Origin of the sequence: Vreelandella stevensii S18214 (assembly GCF_000275725.1) — a bacterium.
Classification (GTDB): Bacteria; Pseudomonadota; Gammaproteobacteria; order Pseudomonadales; family Halomonadaceae; genus Vreelandella; species Vreelandella stevensii.
This window is the reverse complement of record NZ_AJTS01000041.1, coordinates 81,343-100,178: the sequence shown is the minus strand read 5'-3', so window position 1 is coordinate 100,178 and position 18,836 is coordinate 81,343. Positions and strand designations below refer to the sequence as shown.

Below are 18,836 nucleotides of genomic sequence, written 5' to 3'. Positions count from 1 at the left end.
TCGACGAGAGCGGCTCTTGTAGTGTAGCAGGCGCTTGGCTCGATAGTTACTTATCGTTACATAACGGCAAAGGCTTTTTCGGCCGCATCCAGCGTGAGCTGAATATCTTCGGGTGTATGGGCGCTGGACATGAAGCCCGCTTCGTAGGCAGACGGTGCAAGATAGACGCCATGGTCTAGCATCGCACCAAAGAAGCGGCGGAAAGCATCCGGGTTGCACGCCGTGGCCTGAGCGAAATTATCGACCCGCGATTGCGAGGTGAAGAAAACGCCGAACATTCCCCCCGCCGACTGGGTCAACATGGGTACCCGCGCGGCGTTGGCACGCTCCTGCAGGCCGTTACACAGGGTTTGCACACGCTGGGTAAGAGCATCATGGAAACCCGGCACCTGCAGCTTGGTGAGCAGCGCGACGCCTGCGGCCATGGCCAGCGGGTTACCCGACAAGGTGCCTGCCTGATACACCGGGCCAAGCGGCGAGATGTTCTGCATGATGTCACGCTTGCCGCCGAACGCCCCGACCGGCATGCCCCCGCCCACGACCTTGCCCAGGCAGGTGAGGTCAGGCGTGATGCCGTAATAGGCCTGGGCCCCGCCCAGGGCCACACGGAAGCCGGTCATCACCTCGTCGAAAATCAGCAAACTACCGTACTGGTCGCACACACGGCGCAGGGTTTCCAGGAAACCAGGCTGGGGTGGGATACAGTTCATGTTGCCCGCCACCGGCTCGACGATGATGCAGGCAATCTGCTCGCCGATCTCGGCAAAGCACGCTTCCACGCCTTCCGGGTCATTATAAGAGAGCGTGATGGTGTGCTCGGCAAGCGCGGCAGGCACACCGGGCGAGCTGGGCTCACCGTGGGTCAGCGCGCCAGAGCCCGCCTTGACCAGCAACGAATCAGAGTGGCCATGGTAGTTGCCTTCGAACTTGACGATCTTGTCTCTTCCCGTGGTGCCCCGCGCCAGCCGGATGGCCGACATGGTCGCCTCGGTACCGGAACTGGTCATGCGGACCATCTCCATGGACGGAATCATCTCGCAGATCAGGTCCGCCATGGTGGTCTCTACTGCCGTAGGCGTGCCAAAGGAGAGCCCATTATCCAGCCGGGCCCGTACGGCGGCGAGCACGTCCTGGTCGGCATGACCGGTAATCATCGGCCCCCAGGAACCGATATAGTCGATGTAACGATTGCCCTCGACGTCGAACAGGTAGGCCCCCTGGGCGCGCTCCATGAACACCGGGGGACGATGCAAGCCTTTGAAGGCGCGCACCGGCGAGTTCACGCCACCGGGAATATGGCGACTGGCCAGATCAAATAATTCTGCAGATGTGGTCATGGCATCCTCTATAGCAATAGCTGACGGACAATAAAAATCAAAAGCGTGCAGGGCGTGGTAGACGTTGAGGCAAACACTGCCCGCTGGGCGGCTGATAGCCGTGTGACAAACTCTCCCAGGTAAAGTGCTGTGCCTGTTCGCAAGCCGTAGGTAAGCGCTCACCTACCGCTAAACGAGCGGCCAGGGCGGAAGCCAGCGTACATCCGGACCCGTGAAACACTTCCGGCAGCCTGGGCCACTGCCACTGGCGAGTGGTATCGGGCGAATGCAGTGTGTTGACCACCTGCTGCCCGCTGCCGGGCAGAGGCTCATCCGTGGCGGTGACCAGTACCGCCTGGCACCCGCGCGATAACAACGAAACAGCGCGGGCCGTATCATCGAACGGTGCGTCGATCTCAGGCGTGAGCGCGATCAGTTCATGACGGTTGGGCGTCAGGATATCCACAAGGGGAAGCAGACGGTCACTATAAAGCTTCTGCAAACGGGGTGTGGATAACTCAGTGCCGCCGCCCGCTTTCAAGACGGGGTCTGCCACCACCGGTACACCCGGAAAACGCCGCACGATCTGCTCGGCCGCACGCAAGGTTGCTTCGTCCGCCAGCAAGCCTAGCTTGATGGCGGCAATCTGCATGTCAACCAGCGCTTCTGCCATTTGCCGCATGGCAGCTGCATCGGCAGGCAATACCGTGATGACATTATGGCAGTTCTGCACGGTCAGGGCGGTGGGAATGGTCACCGCCCAGCCGCCACACGCGGCGATGGCTTCGCTATCGGCGACCAATCCAGCGCCGCCGGTAGGATCATGGCCTGCCAATACCAGTACAACGGGAGGAAGTGGTTGGCGCATCAAAAGGGTTTCACTACCGCCAGAAGAATGATGGCGATCAGGGCCACGACAGGGGCCTCATTGAACCAGCGGAAGAACACGTGGCTCTTGGTGCAGCGATCCTGGGCCAACTGCTTCAAATAAATCAGACATACGTGGTGATAGGCCACCAGCAATACCACCAGCGTCAGCTTCACGTGCATCCAGCCCTGGGTGAACCAGGCAGGTACCAGATAAAGCAACCAGCCGCCAAACAGCAGCACGACGATCATGGAGGGCGTCATGATACCGCGATAAAGCTTGCGCTCCATGGTCTTGAAGTAGTCGATGGCCTGGACATCCCCCTTGTCGCGCGCCATCGCGTGGTACACGTATAGCCGTGGCAGATAGAACAGTGCAGCAAACCAGGTCACAACGGCCATCAGGTGAATGGCCTTTATCCACTCGTACATGGTCTCTCCTTAATAGGTGCGCTCATTGCGAAACAGTGGGGTCACGGGGGTCAGAATGACGTGTATCGGTATAGTGGTAATAGCGCTCGATGGCGCCGCGAGTAATGATACCTGAAATTCGCTGCTGCTTTGGCCGGTAGCCATGAATCACGTAGAGCGCATCCAGCGTATTGTCCTGCAGCTTGAGGAAGGCTTCCGACAGGGTGGCCTGCAAACCGATGGGGGCCATTTCAAGCCGCTGGCCGGGAATTTCCAGCAGGTCGATCAACTCCTCCTCTTGCGCGGCTCCCTCTTTCAAGGCTTCGTCATGCTCCAGCAACCAACGGGCCAGCTCTGCCGCTTTCAAGCCCAATACCGGCTTGTCGTCGCTGGATCGTTCGATCACCAGCCAGGTAGGGTTGGTCTCCAGCCGCTGGCGGGCCTGCTCGAGGGTGATCATGCGCTCGGTACGCACCAGAGAGCGCTCCATGACCGCCGGCACCGACACTCTGGAAAGTGCCTGCATCAACGGCTGCTGCAAGGGGTGCATGCCATACCGCACCGAACTGACGAAAAACCCTTCACAGCCCGTCAACTGTCGCGAGGTCAGGCAAGCCACCACCACCGCCAGCATGCCAGGCAACATCATGTGGGGGGTGTGGGTCAACTCCAGCAGTGCCATCAAGGCCGCCAGCGGAGCCTGCAGCAGAGCGCCCATCATGGCGGCCATCCCCAGCATGGCATAAATCCCGGGATCTGCCGCCTTGTCGGGCCATAGCCAGCCACCCAGCATGCCCGCCAGTGCGCCGGTGGCTGCACCCGATACCAGCACGGGGCCGATGATACCGATCGGCACCCCGCCCGCCACGGTCAGGGCCGTGATCAGCAGTTTGCCGATCATCAGCGCCAGCAATACGCTAACGGTCAGTTGGTTATTCAGCGCCGCGGCCAGGCTATCGTAGCCAATGCCCTGTATTTCAGGAAACCACCACGCCAGTGCTCCCGTGGCCACTCCAACGCTGCCCAGCCTCAGCCATAACGGCAGCCCTTGCAGGAAGGCATGGCGTGCCAGATGAATGAATACGCCAGCCATCAGGCCAATCACCAGTCCCGTCACCACTATCCAGGGCAAGTTCATCAGCGAGCCAAGCGCTACTTCAGGGATGCGGAAGGCTGGCTCGTTGCCATACGCCAGCTGGGCCACCAGCGCACCCATGGTAGACGCCAGAATCACCGGCATGAAGCTCATCAGGGTGTACTCCATCATGACCACTTCCATGGCAAAGATGACCCCCGCGATGGGCGTATTGAAAGAGGCAGAAATACCTGCCGCCGTTCCACAGGCCACCAGCACACGCAGGCTGTTGTGAGGCAGTCGCAGCCGCATCCCCAGGCCACTGGAAGCCGCCGCCCCCAGATGAATCGCCGGTCCTTCACGGCCAGCAGAGAGACCGCCCAACACCGATACCACCCCGACCCACCACTGGTTGAGCCAGTTACGCAGTGGAAAACGCCCCTGATGATAGGTCAGGCGCTCGATGACATGGCCGACGCCCAGCTTGCGTGCGGTGGCCTTCTGCCGATACAGCAGCACGCCGATGACGCTCACGGCCAGCAGGGGCAGCAGCGCTCTGACCCACGGGGGCAGCGCTTCGAAGCCCTCCGGGTTACCGTCCGGCATGTACAGCGCGGCTCCCGCCTCCAGCAGCAGCCTGAACCCCACCATGACGGCCCCGGTCATGACACCGGATACCAGCCCCAGCACACACAGTTGCGGCAAGGCATCCACATTGGCCAGCTGGCGACGAAAACCCTCTAAGGTTAAATCTGACCGCGAAAAACCTGCCACAACGCTCGTCCTTGGGTGGGTAGAGTGGGCCTATGACACGCAGTACTCTTCTGCGCCTGCTCTCTTGTGTATCATAGCTGGAGACACATCAACAGCCTCGCAAAACTTGCCAGGCTGCTAATTACCGCTGCCAGGACTGTGCAGAAGGCGCAAGGAGTGATCTGTGATAAACGTTGGCATTGTAGGCGGCACTGGCTACACCGGTGTTGAACTTCTGAGGCTGCTGGCCCAGCACCCCGAGGTAAATGTTCAAGCGATAACGTCGCGCTCGGAAGCAGGCGTCAAGGTCTGTGACATGTACCCCAACCTGCGAGGCCACTACGATACCCTGACCTTCAGTGAGCCAGATGCCAAGGCCCTGGGGGCCATGGACGCCGTCTTTTTTGCCACCCCCCATGGTGTGGCCCATGCGCTGGCAGGCGAGCTATTGGCCAACGGAACCCGCGTCATCGACCTGTCGGCCGACTTTCGCCTGCGCGATGCCGACGAGTGGAGCCGCTGGTACGACCAGCCCCACGGCGCCCCTGAACTGTTGGAAGAGGCGGTCTACGGCCTGCCGGAAATGCATCGTGAAAAGATCAAGACCGCACGTCTGATCGCGGTGCCCGGCTGCTACCCCACGGCGGTTCAACTGGGTTACCTGCCGCTACTGGAAGCGGGCCTGATCGACCCAAATCAGCTGATTGCCGACTGCAAGTCCGGAGTGACCGGCGCTGGGCGGGGTGCCAAGGTCGCCTCGCTGCTGGCCGAAGCCAGCGAATCCATGAAAGCCTACGGTGCAGGCGGCCATCGCCATCTGCCGGAAATTCGTCAGGGCCTGGGCGACATGCAGCCAGACACCGTGGGATTGACCTTCGTCCCCCACCTGACGCCCATGATCCGCGGTATCCACGCCACGCTCTACAGCACCCTCAGCACCGAGCCAGGCGACTTGCAGGCGCTGTTCGAAAAACGCTTTGCCAATGAGCCGTTCGTGGACGTCATGCCCGCCGGCAGCCACCCGGAAACCCGCAGCGTAAAAGGCAACAATACCTGCCGCATCGCCGTGCATCGTCCGGGCAACGGCAATACGGTGGTGGTACTTTCCGTCATCGACAACCTGGTCAAGGGTGCCTCCGGCCAGGCCATCCAGAACCTGAACCTGATGTTTGGCTTCGATGAGCAGATGGGCCTCAACGCCCCCGCTCTGATGCCTTGAGCCGCAGTAATTCCCGGCAATAGTTGACCATTTTGCTGGGAATTACCCATAATCCCCCCATGCCGTCTATTCGTTCCTAAAGCTCGCGGGAGGTACCCATGAGCGGTGCAGAAGCTTTTGTTCCAACCCCTTTAATGCTGTCCGACAGTGCACGCCAGCGCATCAAGGCACTCATGGCCGAAGAGCACAATCCAGCCCTCAAGCTGCGTGTCTATGTCACCGGTGGTGGCTGTTCCGGCTTTCAGTATGGTTTTGACTTTGCCGACAACGTGGCAGAGGACGACACCCTGATCGAATTCGGAGACGCCACGCTGGTGGTAGACCCCCTCTCCTACCAATACCTGGTCGGCTCTACCGTGGACTACGAAGAGGGCCTGGCAGGGGCGCGTTTTCGCGTGCAAAACCCCAATGCCACTACCACCTGCGGCTGTGGTGCCTCGTTCATGGTATGACCAGCGTTGGTCGCAACGACTTCCCCATGACTTGACGCCTTGGCGGTTTCTCGCCAAGGTAAAAAGGTCAATAACGGTTCATCGACCGGTTTATAAGAAGAAACACGCTATAAACGGTGACGGAAACCACATAAAACTCGGGGAAACTAATGAAACACTTTTTTACCACCTCCGCTATCGCCACTGCCGTTGCACTGGGCTTGGGCAGTACCACTGCGTTTGCTGATACACCCACGGTCAATGTGGTGACTGACCCAAGCTTTGTGCCTTTCGAGATGCTCGACCCCGAAACCGGTGAAATGATCGGCTTCGACATGGACATCATCAACGAAATCGCCGAACGGGCTGGCTTCGACATCAATCTCACCACCATGGAGTTCGCGGGCATCATTCCGGCCGTCCAGACCGGCAGCCAGGAAATTGCCATTGCCGGTGTGACCATCACCGAAGAGCGTGCGCAGATCGTCGACTTCTCTGATCCCTACTACGACTCGGGCCTGCAGATCATCGTGCGTGCCGACAACGATGACGTAGAGTCCATCGAAGACCTGGCCGGGCTCTCCATCGCCACGCGCATCGGCTCCACCAGCTACGACTTCCTGCAAGAGCAGCTGGGCGACGACGCCGATATCACTCCCTATCCAGGCAATAGCGACATGTACATGGCCCTGCTGGGGCGTAACGTCGATGCCGCGTTCTACGATGCCCCCAACGTTGCCTACTTCTCGCAAACACGCGGTGAAGGTCGCACCAAGGTCGTCGGCCCCCTGTACGAAGGCCAGCAGTACGGCATCGTTTTCCACAAGGGTAGCCAGTGGGTAGAACCCGCCAATGAAGCACTCGCGGCCATGCGTGAAGACGGCACCTACGACGAGATTTACCAGAAGTGGTTTGGTGAGTCCTCCGACGAAGAGTAAGCACTGTCTGAGGTAAGTGCATTATCTCGCGTTTACAGGGCCGGGCGGCCTAGCCCCCGGCCCTGAATCATTGTGTGGTGCTGTTCTGGAGACGTCACGTGGAAGTCACTTTTCAATTTGACTGGGCGGCCGCTTTCCGCTCGATTCCCTACTTGTTACCCGGTATTCCGTGGACACTGCTGATCTCGTTCGGCGGCCTGGCCATTGGCTTTTTCATCGGCATCTTCTTTGGCCTGCTGCGCATCAGCCGCACGCGCTGGCTACGCTGGCCAGCTATCCTGTATGTCGAAGTCTTTCGCGGTACGCCCATCCTGGTGCAGGTGCTGTTCATTTTCTACGGCCTGCCCCAACTGCTGGGTGGCCCCATCAATGCGCTGGTGGCCGGCATTGCCGCCATTGCCGTCAATTCAGGGGCCTATATCTCCGAAATCGTACGTGGAGGCGTGCAGTCGATCGAACGCGGGCAACGCGAAGCATCGCTGTCGCTGGGGCTCTCCCGAGCGCAGTCGTTTCGTTACGTCATCTGGCCTCAAGCCTTCCGCCGCATGATCCCCCCGCTGGGCAACCAGGGCATCATCAGCATCAAGGACACCTCGCTGTTTTCCGTCATTGGCGTGGGTGAGCTGGTGCGCCAAGGACAGATCTACATTGCCACCACCTTCACGGCGCTGGAAGTCTATTTCATGGTCGCCCTGATGTACCTGGCCATTACCTGGACCCTCTCTATCATCCTGCGCCAGTTGGAACGGCGCGGCGTCGTTGGCCAATAAGGAGCGCACAATGACTTCGACCTCATCGCCCATTGTGCAAATGCAGAAGCTCAACAAGCACTTTGGCAGCCTGCATGTGCTCAAGAACATCGATCTGGAAATCGTCCCTGGGGAAGTCGTCGTCGTAATCGGCGCCAGCGGCTCTGGTAAATCCACGCTGATCCGCTGCATCAACGGGCTGGAAGAGTTTCAGTCCGGCAGCCTCGATGTCGATGGCAATACGCTGCTGCCCGATGGCAAAAGCAGCAAGGCCCTGCAAACCATCCGCACCGAAGTCGGCATGGTGTTCCAGCAGTTCAACCTCTTCCCCCATCTGAGCGTCATCGACAACATTACCCTGGCCCCCATGAAAGTGCGTGGCTGGAGCCGTAAGGATGCCGAAGAGACGGCTCAGCGGCTGTTGGAACGCGTCGGCATTGCCGATCAGGCACAGAAGTACCCCAGCCAGCTCTCTGGAGGGCAGCAGCAGCGGGTCGCCCTGGCCCGCGCGCTGGCCATGGAACCCCGGCTCATGCTCTTCGACGAGCCCACCTCGGCGCTAGACCCGGAGATGATCGGTGAAGTGCTGGACGCCATGCGTGAGCTGGCCAAGGAAGGCATGACCATGGTCATCGTGACCCATGAAATGGGCTTTGCGCGGGAAGTAGCCGACCGCGTCATCTTCATTCACAAAGGGGAAATCACCGAGCAAGGGCCACCGGAACAGCTGTTCGATGCACCTCAGCATGAACGCACCCAGTCCTTCTTGGCGCGCGTATTGAAGCACTAGCAGCCCATCAGGGTACCTCCGCGACCGGCCTGTCCTTGCGACAGGCCTTTTTTTTGCCTGTGGATAATATTTTTTTCTCGGCTGCCACTATCGGGCTAACACCCGCGCCATGGGCATCTTTCAACGCATATGATGGTCACCAGATCACTTGTTCACAGGTGCGGTAACAAGCGCGGTAGCCAGCGGTGGATAAGCCGTCGTTAACCTGGGCTGTGGGTAAGTAAGCTTTTCATCCACAGCTCTGTCACCGCTTCTACGCAGGCACTCCGCCGGTTCGCCACTGCTTGGTCAACAATACAAATCCATGATATATATGGGAAAAAACCATTTATCAACAGATTTTGTCCACACCATTAGTTACTACATTTACAGAACTTCTCTTATATATTTTTATTTTGTTATTAATCTATAAACTCGCTGATAGCAGGGGTGTGGAAAAACCTGACGGTTACCCACAGGAGGTTTATACTGGCGGGCTTATTCAAACAGCGGTGATCCGCTGACCACATCATCCGTGCCTTGGGCACAAGACGAGGTGTCTCTTGAACTACCCCGACCGCTTTGACGTGATTGTCATCGGCGGTGGCCATGCGGGAACCGAAGCCGCACTGGCCTCTGCTCGCATGGGCTGTCAAACCCTATTGCTGACACACAACATCGAGACGCTGGGCCAAATGTCCTGCAATCCCGCCATTGGTGGGATCGGCAAGAGCCATCTGGTCAAGGAGATCGATGCGTTGGGTGGTGCCATGGGGCTAGCCACGGATTTGGGCGGCATCCAGTTTCGAGTACTCAACGCACGTAAGGGGCCTGCCGTACGCGCGACCCGCGCCCAGGCAGACAGGATCCGCTACAAGGCCGCCATTCGCGGCATGCTGGAAAACCAGCCGAACCTGACGATTTTTCAGCAGGCGGCTGGCGACCTCATTGTGGATAACGACACCGTACGCGGTGTAGTGACCGAGACAGGCATTCGTTTTCATGCCGAGTCGGTAGTGCTGAGCACGGGCACGTTCCTTGGCGGGGTTATCCACATCGGGTTGGATCAAAGCCGTGGTGGCCGCGCAGGCGACCCGCCTTCCAATGCGCTGGCCGAGCGGTTGCGGGCACTGCCTTTTCACGTCGACAGGTTGAAGACCGGTACCCCTCCGCGTATCGATGCCAAATCCGTCGACTTTTCACAGCTGGAAGAGCAGCCAGGCGACACGCCCACGCCGATCATGTCCTACCTGGGGCATAGGGGCATGCATCCTCAGCAAGTGAGCTGCCATATTGCGCACACCAACGAGCGCACCCACGAGATCATCCTGAACAACCTCGATCGTTCCCCCATGTACTCTGGGGTCATCGAAGGCATCGGCCCCCGCTACTGCCCGTCGATCGAAGACAAGGTGCATCGCTTCGCCGACAAATCGAGCCATCAGGTGTTCATCGAACCGGAAGGTCTGGATACCCACGAGCTCTACCCCAACGGGATCTCCACCTCACTGCCCTTCGATGTGCAGCTGCAGGTCGTGCGCTCCATCAAAGGGTTGGAAAACGCCCATATCACGCGCCCGGGTTATGCCATCGAGTATGACTTCTTCGACCCGCGGGATTTGAAGCACTCGCTGGAAACCAAATTTATCCACAACCTGTTTTTTGCCGGGCAGATCAACGGTACCACTGGCTACGAAGAAGCGGGGGCCCAAGGGTTGCTGGCGGGGCTTAACGCGGCACGGCGAGCCAAGCAGCTGGAGGCGTGGTACCCACGTCGTGACGAGGCGTATCTAGGCGTTCTGGTGGATGACCTGATCACCATGGGCACCAAGGAACCCTATCGCATGTTCACGTCGCGCGCCGAGTATCGGCTGCTGCTGCGTGAAGACAATGCCGACCTCCGCCTGACCGAGCAGGGCCGCCAGCTGGGGTTGGTCGATGACACCCGCTGGGCGGCTTTCAGCCAGAAACGTGATGCCATCGAGCGTGAAGCCACGCGCTTGTCCAGCGCCTGGGTACATCCCAACAGCCCGGCTGCCGCCCGCATCGCCGAGAAAACCGGCAAGCCGCTGTCGCGGGAGTACTGCCTGAGCGATTTGCTGAAGCGCCCTGAACTGACCTACGCCGATATTACCGACCTGCCGGGCATGGAAAGCGGCGGCGTGGAGGATGAAGCTGTCGCCGAACAGGTGCAGATTCAGGCCAAGTATCAGGGGTACATCGATCGTCAGCAGGACGAAATCGACAAGCTCAAGCGCCACGAAGCCACTGCGCTCCCCGCTGAGCTGGATTATCACAACGTGGAGGGGCTCTCCCACGAGATTCGCCAGAAGCTCAGCGCCGCGCGGCCGGAAACCCTTGCCCAGGCTGCCCGTATCTCGGGAGTGACGCCTGCTGCCGTCTCGATACTGCTGATTCACCTGAAAAAGCGCCGCCTGATCAGCCATACCGAGGTCGCCAACGGATGAGTTTCTTGCCGCCGCTGATTGAAAGTCTGCCCGCTAGCGTGGCCCCCAGACTGGAGCAAGGGCTGGCCCAACTGGATATCGCCATTACGCCCACCCAGCGTGAGCAGCTGCTGGGGCTGCTGGCGCTATTGCACAAGTGGAACCGGGCTTATAACCTCACCGCCGTACGCGACGTCGATGAAATGGTGTCTCGCCACGTGCTGGACAGCGCGGCGGTGGCGCCCTACGTACGGGGGCCCCGACTTCTGGACGTAGGCGCCGGGCCAGGCTTGCCTGGGCTGGTGCTGGCGATTTTGAAGCCCGAGCTTCAGGTGACGCTGCTGGACAGCAACGGCAAGAAGGTTCGCTTCCAACGGCAGGCCGTCATGGAGCTGGCGCTGAGCAATGTGACGCCCACTCAGGCAAGGGTCGAACAGTTTGCGGGCCAGCACTTCGATCAGGTGATCTCGCGGGCCTTCGCCAGCCTGGTGGACTTCGTGACCTTGACGCGCCCGCTACCGACCGCCGACGGCCAGTGGCTGGCCATGAAGGGCCCCGGTGCCGATGACGAGCTGCGCGACCTGCCAGCAGGTGTTGAACTGAACGCTCGGCACCTGTTGAATGTACCCTTCGAGACGGCCGAGCGGCAGCTGTTGATCCTGACCCCAAAAGGAGTTGAGTAGTGAGCCAGACCATTGCCCTGACCAACCAAAAAGGCGGCGTGGGCAAGACCACTTCAGCCGTCAATCTGGCCGCCAGCCTGGCCGCCCTGGACCGGCGCGTACTGTTGGTCGACCTTGACCCCCAGGGGCATGCCAGCATGGGCAGTGGGATCGACAAGTACGATCTGGAAAAGAGCGTGCTGGACGTGCTGCTGGGGGAAACCTCGGCCAGCGACGCCATCGTGCGCGGTTTGTCGGTTCGTTACGATGTCTTGCCGGGCAATGGCGATTTGACGGCAGCGGAAGTCGAGCTGCTGGACGCCGAGCAGCGGCAGAGTCGCCTTTCTCAGGCGCTGGCCAGCGTGGCCGACGAATACGATGTGGTGCTGATCGACTGCCCGCCGTCGCTGAACATGCTCACGGTGAATGCGCTTACTGCAGCCCACGGCGTACTGATCCCGCTGCAGTGTGAATTTTACGCTCTGGAAGGACTCTCGGCGCTGCTGGATACCGTGGAACAGATCAAGCAGAGCGTGAATCCTGAGCTTGCCGTCTCCGGTATCCTGCGCACCATGTACGACAAGCGCACCAGCCTCACGCGGGAAGTGGACAAGCAGCTACGCGACTTTTTCGGCGATGCGCTGCTGAAAACCACCATTCCGCGCAACGTGAAAGTGGCAGAAGCGCCAAGCCATGGCCTGCCCGTGACCCAGTACGCCCGTTTTTCGCGGGGCAGCCAGGCCTACCGCGTGCTGGCCAAAGAGATGATTCGACGGTTGTCACTGTAACGCCTGTCGTTACGGCGGCTGTCGCTGTAAGGTTCGAAGTACGTAACGTTCAACGAGGGAAAGCGAATGACGCGTAAACGCGCGCTAGGACGTGGCCTGGATGCCCTGATTGGTGCGGGCGCCCGTCGTCGTGACAGTTTGGATCTGACCAACAGCGCCTCGCAAGGCACAGAGGCGCTGCTGCCGGAAGGCTCCGCCGCCGAGGTAACGCAGGACGATGCCCATGCCGAACGCCTGGAGCGGCTGCCGCTGGGGCAGCTGACGCGGGGCAAGTACCAGCCTCGCCGCGACATTCAGCCTGAGGCACTGGAGGAGCTGGCCGACTCCATTCGTGCCCAGGGGGTCATGCAGCCGATCGTCGTTCGCCCGATTGGCCCGGACCGCTATGAAATCATTGCCGGTGAACGGCGCTGGCGCGCTGCCCAACTGGCCGAGCTGGATGTCATTCCGGCGGTCATTCGCCATGTCAGCGACGACGTGGCGCTGGCGCTGGCGCTGATCGAGAACATTCAGCGTGAAAACCTCAATGCCATCGAAGAAGCGCTGGCGTTAAAACGCTTGGCAGAAGAGTTCGAGCTTACCCAGCAGCAGGTGGCCGATGCCGTGGGCAAATCCCGCACGCAGGTGGCCAACCTGCTGCGCTTGTTGGCCCTGGACCCGGAAGTGCAGACCCTGCTGGAGCGTGGCGATCTGGATATGGGGCATGCTCGTGCCCTGCTGTCGTTGAACAGCGCTCAGCAACGCCAGGTGGCCCATGAAGTGGTCAACAAGGACCTGACGGTGAGAGACACCGAGGCGCTGGTCAAGAAGGTGCACGACACTCAGCAGTCACCGGTAGCATCGGCCAAAAAAGTGGCCAAGACCGCCGATGTGGCGCGCCTCGAAACGCACCTGGGCGAGCTACTGGGCGCGCCTGTCTCCATCGACCACGGTCAAAAGGGCAAAGGCAAAGTCACCATACGTTATACAAGCCTTGAAGAGCTGGATGGCATTCTTGCGCACATAAAGTAGCAGGCTAATGAAATATGCGGCCTTTTTTTAACCCTTTGGTCGCAAGTAAACGCCAAAACGTACGAAATCCGTGCAACTTCGGTTGAAGGTGTGATAGCGCTTCCCTATAATCCGCCGTGTTTGTCGAAAGCTTGCTTGGACGAACCGGCGTACTCGGTATCCTATTGAGCAGCAGCCCAGCCTGCACGGAGTCGTGGTCAAAGTGAAAAGTGCAGCGCCTGTCCGTCGGCGTCTATTGGATTTTCGGCGGCTGTTTCTTGCTCAGCTGGTGGTGATCTTGCTGGTGGCCATGTTGGCAAGCGTCATGGTCGGCATCGAGGCAGCAGGGTCTGCCTTGTCGGGGGGGCTGATTAGCCTTCTACCGACCATCTATTTTGTGTGGCGTGGTCAAAGGCAGCAGCGTAACCGCCAACCACAGCGTAATGTGCTCAACTTGTACCAGGCTGCAGCAGGCAAGTTTGGTTTGACGGTGGCGTTATTCGCCATAGTGCTGACGATAGCGCCCCCTTCAAACCCAGCTTTTTTCTTTGTCGCCTATGTGGTGGCCCAACTGATGCACTGGCTAGCCCCCTGGCTCGTGCGTGAGCGGTCAACCCCTTAAACTTGAGGAAGCAGTATGGCAGCGGATAACGAAATATCGGCCATCTATTACATACAGCACCACCTCCAGAACCTGACGTTCGGAAAGCACCCGGAAAATGGTTGGTCGCTTGCGTCCACCTCTGCCGAAGCGACCGAAATGGGTTTTTGGGCCATTCACCTGGACACGATGGGTTGGTCCATCGGCATGGGTGCTCTGTTCCTGTGGCTGTTCCATAAAGCGGGCAAGGCAGCGACCACCGGTGTTCCGGGCGGTCTGCAGAATGCCGTTGAAATGGTCATCGAGTTCATCGATAACCTGACTCGCTCTACCTTCCACGGCAACAACAAGAACATCGGCCCGATCGCCTTGACGCTGTTCATGTGGATTCTGCTGATGAACAGCCTCAAGCTGATCCCGCTGGACTACTTCCCGGAGCTGTTCGGCAAGCTGGGCGTGGGCTACATGAAAATCGTTCCCACCACTGACATCAACGCCACGCTGGGTATGGCCATCGGTGTCTTCCTGATGATCATCTACTACAGCTGCAAGGTGAAAGGTGTTGCTGGGTTCGGCAAGGAGCTGGCGCTGACGCCGTTCAATACCTGGCTGTTGGCACCGTTCAACCTGATTCTCGAAATCGTCGGCCTGCTGGTCAAACCGATCAGCCTTGGTTTCCGTCTGTTCGGCGCCATGTTTGCCGGTGAAGTTATCTTTATCCTGATTGCCCTGCTACCGTTCTGGGCGATCTGGATGCTGGATGTGCCGTGGGCCATCTTCCATATTCTGGTGGTTTCGCTGCAGGCCTTCATCTTTACGACGCTGTCTATCGTCTATTTGAGCGCCGCGCACGAGCATCACTGAACCCGAGCAACGCTTTGCATTAAACCCTTAACCTAAACCCTTGAAATTAACGCACTATCAGGAGCTTCATCATGGAAATCGTCTACATTGCTGCCGCCATCATCATCAGTGTTAGCGCCCTGACCACTGGCTTTGGTTTCGCCATGCTGGGTGGCAAGCTGCTGGACAACACCGCTCGTCAGCCTGAGCTGAGCGACCAGCTGCAAACTCGTACCTTCATCATGGCCGGTCTGCTTGACGCCGTACCGATGATCGGTGTTGGTATCGCGATGTACCTGATCTTCGTTGTTGCCGGTTAATGCAGCTTGACCGAGCGGGCAACCGCTCGGTTTTGTTTCACTCCGGTCGCCACGAATTTGTCAGAGGTACATCCCTGTGAATATCAACATGACGCTTATCGGGCAAACGATCGCCTTCGCGATCTTTGTCTGGTTTTGCATAAAGTATGTGTGGCCTCCGATCAGCAACGCGCTTCACGAGCGTCAGAAAAAGATTGCTGATGGCTTGGACGCAGCCAGCCGTGCGACGCGTGACCTTGAGCTCGCTCAAGAGCGTGCCGAGCAGACGCTGCGTGAAAGCAAGGAGCAGGCATCTCAAATCCTCGAGCAAGCGAACAAGCGCTCTGCGCAGATGATCGAAGAAGCACGTGAACAAGCACGTGCCGAAGGCGAGCGTCTGGTGGCCAGTGCTCGGGCTGAAATTGAGCAAGAAATCAATCGCGCGAAAGACGAGTTGCGTGCGCAGGTTTCTCACCTTGCGATCATAGGCGCCGAGCGTGTTCTTGAAGCCTCTGTTGACGAGAAAGCGCACCGCGACTTGCTTGATAAGCTTGCCGCTGAACTGTAAGGAGGTGATCCATGGCGGAACAAACGACCGTCGCTCGTCCTTACGCCAAAGCGGCGTTTGAATACGCGCGCGATCATCAGGCACTGGATACCTGGTCTCAGTCACTGGCAATGGCAGGTCTCATTGTCAAGGATCATCAGGTCGCCAACCTGTTAGGTAGTCCCAAACTGGGTAGCGAACAGAAAGTGGCGTTGCTGGCTGACATGCTGGGCGACGGTGCCGATGACGCTTTCCAGCGGTTTCTCACCACCCTGGCCGACCAGCGTCGGTTGATGGCGTTGAGTGCAATCGCTGAACAGTTTGAACACCTTCGCGCAGAACATGAAAAGCGTATCGACGTCACTGTGGTTTCAGCCTACAAGCTGGATAGCAAGCAGCAGACCAAGCTGGCAAACGCGCTCAAGAAACGTCTGAATCGCGAAATCTCCATTACTACTCAGGTCGACAAGTCGCTCATCGGCGGTGTCATCCTGCGTGCCGGCGATACCGTCATTGACGGTTCGGTGCGTGGTCGATTGAACCGTCTTTCCGAAGCGCTGACCGCTTGAGTCTGAGGGACATGGCATGCAGCAACTGAATCCTTCCGAGATCAGCGACATCATCAAGCAGCGAATTGAGAAGCTTGACGTCGCATCCGAAGCCCGTAATCAGGGCACCATCGTCAGCGTTTCCGACGGTATCGTGAAAATTCACGGCCTCGAAGACGCGATGTTCGGTGAAATGATTGAATTCCCCAACAGCATCTTCGGCATGGTACTCAACTTGGAGCGTGACTCCGTGGGTGCCGTTGTCCTGGGTGACTACCTGCAGCTTGAAGAAGGCATGACCGCTCAGTGTACCGGTCGTATTCTTGAAGTTCCGGTAGGCCCCGAGCTGGTGGGTCGCGTTGTCGACGCGCTGGGTAACCCCATCGACGGCAAGGGCGACATCAATGCCAAGCTGACCGACGCGGTAGAAAAGGTAGCGCCTGGCGTTATCACCCGTCAGTCCGTTGACGAGCCCATCCAGACGGGTCTGAAGTCCATCGACGCCATGGTGCCGATCGGTCGTGGTCAGCGTGAGCTGATCATCGGCGACCGTCAGATCGGTAAATCCGCCATTGCCATCGATGCGATCATCAACCAGAAAGGCAAGGGCGTGACCTGTGTCTACGTGGCCATCGGTCAGAAGCAGTCGACCATTGCCAACGTGGTGCGCAAGCTCGAAGAGCACGGCGCGATGGAGCACACCATCGTGGTGGCGGCTGGCGCTGCCGACCCGGCACCCATGCAGTTCCTGGCGGCCTACTCCGGCTGCACCATGGGCGAGTACTTCCGTGACCGTGGCGAAGACGCACTGATCGTGTATGACGATCTCTCCAAGCAGGCCGTTGCCTACCGTCAGGTATCGCTGCTGCTGCGTCGTCCGCCGGGTCGTGAAGCTTACCCGGGTGACGTGTTCTATCTCCACTCCCGCCTGCTGGAGCGCGCTGCGCGCGTCAACGTCGACTACGTCGAGAAGTTCACCAATGGCGAAGTGAAAGGCAAGACCGGTTCCTTGACCGCGCTGCCGATCATCGAAACCCAGGGCGGTGACGTATCGGCCTTCGTTCCGACCAACGTTATCTCCATCACCGATGGTCAGATCTTCCTGGAAACCAACCTGTTCAACTCCGGTATCCGTCCGGCGATCAACGCAGGCTTATCGGTTTCTCGTGTTGGTGGTGCCGCACAGACCAAGATCATCAAGAAGCTGGGTGGTGGTGTGCGTCTGGCGCTGGCTCAGTACCGCGAACTGGCGGCGTTCTCGCAGTTTGCCTCTGACCTGGATGAAGCCACGCGTAAGCAGCTCGAACACGGTCAGCGTGTCACCGAGCTGATGAAGCAGAAGCAGTATTCGCCGATGTCCGTGGCGGAAATGGCGCTGTCTCTGTACGCAGCCAACGAAGGTCACCTGGATGACGTGGGCGTCGAGAAAGTGCTGGACTTCGAACGTGCCCTGCACGACTACATGAAGTCCGAGCACGGCGAGCTGCTCGACAAGATCAACCAGACCGGCGACTACAACGGCGAGATTCAGGACGGTTTGAAGTCGGGTCTCGAGAAGTTCAAGGCGACTCAGAGCTGGTAATGTCTGGCCCGCCTGCGGGCGGGCTTGCATGCTTTCTGAGAGCCACGAACGAAGGGTAGATCGCTATGGCAGCTGCAAAAGAGATACGCACCCAGATCGGGAGCATCAAAAATACGCAGAAGATCACCAGCGCCATGGAAATGGTGGCTGCATCGAAAATGCGTAAAGCGCAAGATCTGATGAAGTCCAGTCAGCCCTACGCCAAGCAGATCCGTAATGTGGTAGCCCATATTGCGGATGCAGACGTAGAGCAGGAAGACAAGCACCGCTACATGGTCGAGCGCCCTGTCAACCGCGTGGGTTATATCGTGGTGTCGACAGACCGCGGCCTGTGTGGCGGCTTGAACGTCAACCTGTTCAAGGCCGTTCTGAAAGATGCGATGGCCTGGAAACAGCAAGGCGCTGAGCTGGACTTCTGTGCCCTTGGCTCCAAGGCCGGTGCCTTCTTCCGCAATTATGGTGGCAATCTGGTTGCTGCCAAGAGCGGATTAGGTGAAGCACCGACCGTCGAGGGTCTGATCGGTAGTGTGAAGGTCATGCTGGAAGCGTACGATGAAGGTCGGCTGGATCGCCTGTACGTGGTGTACAACGAGTTCGTGAACACCATGACGCAGCGCCCGGTCGTGCATCAGATCCTTCCGCTGTCCCCTGACATGGGCAGCGAAGAGAAGCATGACGAAGAAAACGCCCGTCCCGGAAGCTGGGACTACCTGTATGAACCGGATGCCAAGGCGTTGCTGGACAGCCTGTTGGTTCGATTCATCGAATCGCAGGTGTATCAGGCGGTAGTCGAAAACGGTGCGTGCGAACAGGCCGCCCGTATGATCGCTATGAAGAGTGCCACTGATAACGCGGGCAACCTGATTGACGATCTGGAGATGGTTTACAACAAGGCCCGTCAGGCCGCCATCACCCAGGAAATTTCCGAGATCGTCGGCGGCGCTTCTGCCGTTTAACGCCGAGGGAGTGGTCTGACTGACAGGTCATTCCCGGCAGACAGG

At 59.0% G+C, this 18,836-nt stretch carries 20 protein-coding genes; 16 read left to right on the top strand and 4 right to left on the bottom strand.

Translation table 11 applies throughout. The features are described 5' to 3' along the window. Positions 1-56 precede the first annotated feature (56 nt). Genes hemL through HSS18214_RS0112300 form a run of 4 tightly spaced genes read right to left on the bottom strand, consistent with a single transcriptional unit; the run spans position 57 to position 4,443 of the window. Positions 57-1,337, bottom strand: coding sequence for a glutamate-1-semialdehyde 2,1-aminomutase (gene hemL / locus HSS18214_RS0112315; RefSeq protein ID WP_016915597.1), 1,281 nt, complete (start codon positions 1,335-1,337; stop codon positions 57-59). A gap of 37 nt (positions 1,338-1,374) precedes the next feature. Continuing rightward, positions 1,375-2,184, bottom strand: coding sequence for a bifunctional hydroxymethylpyrimidine kinase/phosphomethylpyrimidine kinase (gene thiD, locus HSS18214_RS0112310; protein WP_016915596.1), 810 nt, complete (start codon positions 2,182-2,184; stop codon positions 1,375-1,377). Then, the gene (hemJ, locus tag HSS18214_RS0112305; RefSeq protein ID WP_016915595.1) at positions 2,184-2,615 is read right to left on the bottom strand and encodes a protoporphyrinogen oxidase HemJ; all 432 of its coding nucleotides are present in this window, start codon (positions 2,613-2,615) and stop codon (positions 2,184-2,186) included. Before hemJ ends, thiD begins: the two co-directional genes overlap by 1 nt. Before the next feature lie 22 nt (positions 2,616-2,637). Beyond that, entirely contained in the window at positions 2,638-4,443 is a 1,806-nt protein-coding gene (locus HSS18214_RS0112300; protein WP_016915594.1) for a chloride channel protein, read from the bottom strand. Between the two features lie 163 nt (positions 4,444-4,606). On the opposite strand from HSS18214_RS0112300, the gene argC reads away from it, so the two are divergent. The 16 genes from argC to atpG all read left to right on the top strand — a co-directional run bounded on the left by argC (position 4,607) and on the right by atpG (position 18,791). Then, positions 4,607-5,641, top strand: coding sequence for an N-acetyl-gamma-glutamyl-phosphate reductase (gene argC / locus HSS18214_RS0112295; protein WP_016915593.1), 1,035 nt, complete (start codon positions 4,607-4,609; stop codon positions 5,639-5,641). A gap of 98 nt (positions 5,642-5,739) precedes the next feature. Then, positions 5,740-6,093 (top strand): iron-sulfur cluster insertion protein ErpA, encoded by a 354-nt coding sequence (erpA, locus tag HSS18214_RS0112290; protein ID WP_026001913.1) that lies wholly within the window; start codon positions 5,740-5,742, stop codon positions 6,091-6,093. A gap of 149 nt (positions 6,094-6,242) precedes the next feature. Continuing rightward, entirely contained in the window at positions 6,243-7,010 is a 768-nt protein-coding gene (locus tag HSS18214_RS0112285) for a transporter substrate-binding domain-containing protein (protein WP_016915591.1), read from the top strand. Positions 7,011-7,108: 98 nt separating this feature from the next. Further along, a complete protein-coding gene (locus HSS18214_RS0112280; protein WP_016915590.1) occupies positions 7,109-7,780 on the top strand; it encodes an amino acid ABC transporter permease in 672 nt (223 codons plus the stop codon). Positions 7,781-7,790: 10 nt separating this feature from the next. Further along, positions 7,791-8,549, top strand: coding sequence for an amino acid ABC transporter ATP-binding protein (locus HSS18214_RS0112275; RefSeq protein ID WP_016915589.1), 759 nt, complete (start codon positions 7,791-7,793; stop codon positions 8,547-8,549). Positions 8,550-9,091: 542 nt separating this feature from the next. Beyond that, positions 9,092-10,996 carry a tRNA uridine-5-carboxymethylaminomethyl(34) synthesis enzyme MnmG gene (mnmG, locus tag HSS18214_RS0112270; RefSeq protein WP_016915588.1) on the top strand — a complete coding sequence of 635 codons (1,905 nt, stop codon included), beginning with the start codon at positions 9,092-9,094 and terminating at the stop codon, positions 10,994-10,996. Then, the gene (rsmG, locus tag HSS18214_RS0112265; RefSeq protein WP_016915587.1) at positions 10,993-11,658 is read left to right on the top strand and encodes a 16S rRNA (guanine(527)-N(7))-methyltransferase RsmG; all 666 of its coding nucleotides are present in this window, start codon (positions 10,993-10,995) and stop codon (positions 11,656-11,658) included. The genes mnmG and rsmG overlap by 4 nt, the downstream gene beginning before the upstream one ends. Continuing rightward, the gene (locus tag HSS18214_RS0112260) at positions 11,658-12,425 is read left to right on the top strand and encodes a ParA family protein (RefSeq protein WP_016915586.1); all 768 of its coding nucleotides are present in this window, start codon (positions 11,658-11,660) and stop codon (positions 12,423-12,425) included. Before rsmG ends, HSS18214_RS0112260 begins: the two co-directional genes overlap by 1 nt. Before the next feature lie 66 nt (positions 12,426-12,491). Continuing rightward, positions 12,492-13,436, top strand: coding sequence for a ParB/RepB/Spo0J family partition protein (locus tag HSS18214_RS0112255; protein ID WP_016915585.1), 945 nt, complete (start codon positions 12,492-12,494; stop codon positions 13,434-13,436). Between the two features lie 202 nt (positions 13,437-13,638). Then, entirely contained in the window at positions 13,639-14,037 is a 399-nt protein-coding gene (locus tag HSS18214_RS0112250; RefSeq protein ID WP_100731149.1) for an ATP synthase subunit I, read from the top strand. Positions 14,038-14,052: 15 nt separating this feature from the next. Then, positions 14,053-14,880 carry a F0F1 ATP synthase subunit A gene (atpB, locus tag HSS18214_RS0112245; protein ID WP_016915583.1) on the top strand — a complete coding sequence of 276 codons (828 nt, stop codon included), beginning with the start codon at positions 14,053-14,055 and terminating at the stop codon, positions 14,878-14,880. Positions 14,881-14,951: 71 nt separating this feature from the next. Further along, on the top strand, positions 14,952-15,179 hold the full coding sequence (atpE, locus tag HSS18214_RS0112240) for a F0F1 ATP synthase subunit C (RefSeq protein WP_016915582.1): 228 nt from the start codon (positions 14,952-14,954) through the stop codon (positions 15,177-15,179). A 76-nt stretch (positions 15,180-15,255) separates the two neighbouring features. Continuing rightward, positions 15,256-15,726 carry a F0F1 ATP synthase subunit B gene (locus tag HSS18214_RS0112235; protein WP_016915581.1) on the top strand — a complete coding sequence of 157 codons (471 nt, stop codon included), beginning with the start codon at positions 15,256-15,258 and terminating at the stop codon, positions 15,724-15,726. A gap of 11 nt (positions 15,727-15,737) precedes the next feature. Next, positions 15,738-16,274 (top strand): F0F1 ATP synthase subunit delta, encoded by a 537-nt coding sequence (locus tag HSS18214_RS0112230; protein ID WP_016915580.1) that lies wholly within the window; start codon positions 15,738-15,740, stop codon positions 16,272-16,274. 16 nt (positions 16,275-16,290) lie between these two features. After that, positions 16,291-17,835: a F0F1 ATP synthase subunit alpha gene (gene atpA / locus HSS18214_RS0112225; RefSeq protein WP_016915579.1), complete on the top strand. Its 1,545-nt coding sequence runs from the start codon at positions 16,291-16,293 to the stop codon at positions 17,833-17,835. 65 nt (positions 17,836-17,900) lie between these two features. Next, the gene (atpG, locus tag HSS18214_RS0112220; RefSeq protein ID WP_016915578.1) at positions 17,901-18,791 is read left to right on the top strand and encodes a F0F1 ATP synthase subunit gamma; all 891 of its coding nucleotides are present in this window, start codon (positions 17,901-17,903) and stop codon (positions 18,789-18,791) included. Positions 18,792-18,836 lie beyond the last annotated feature (45 nt).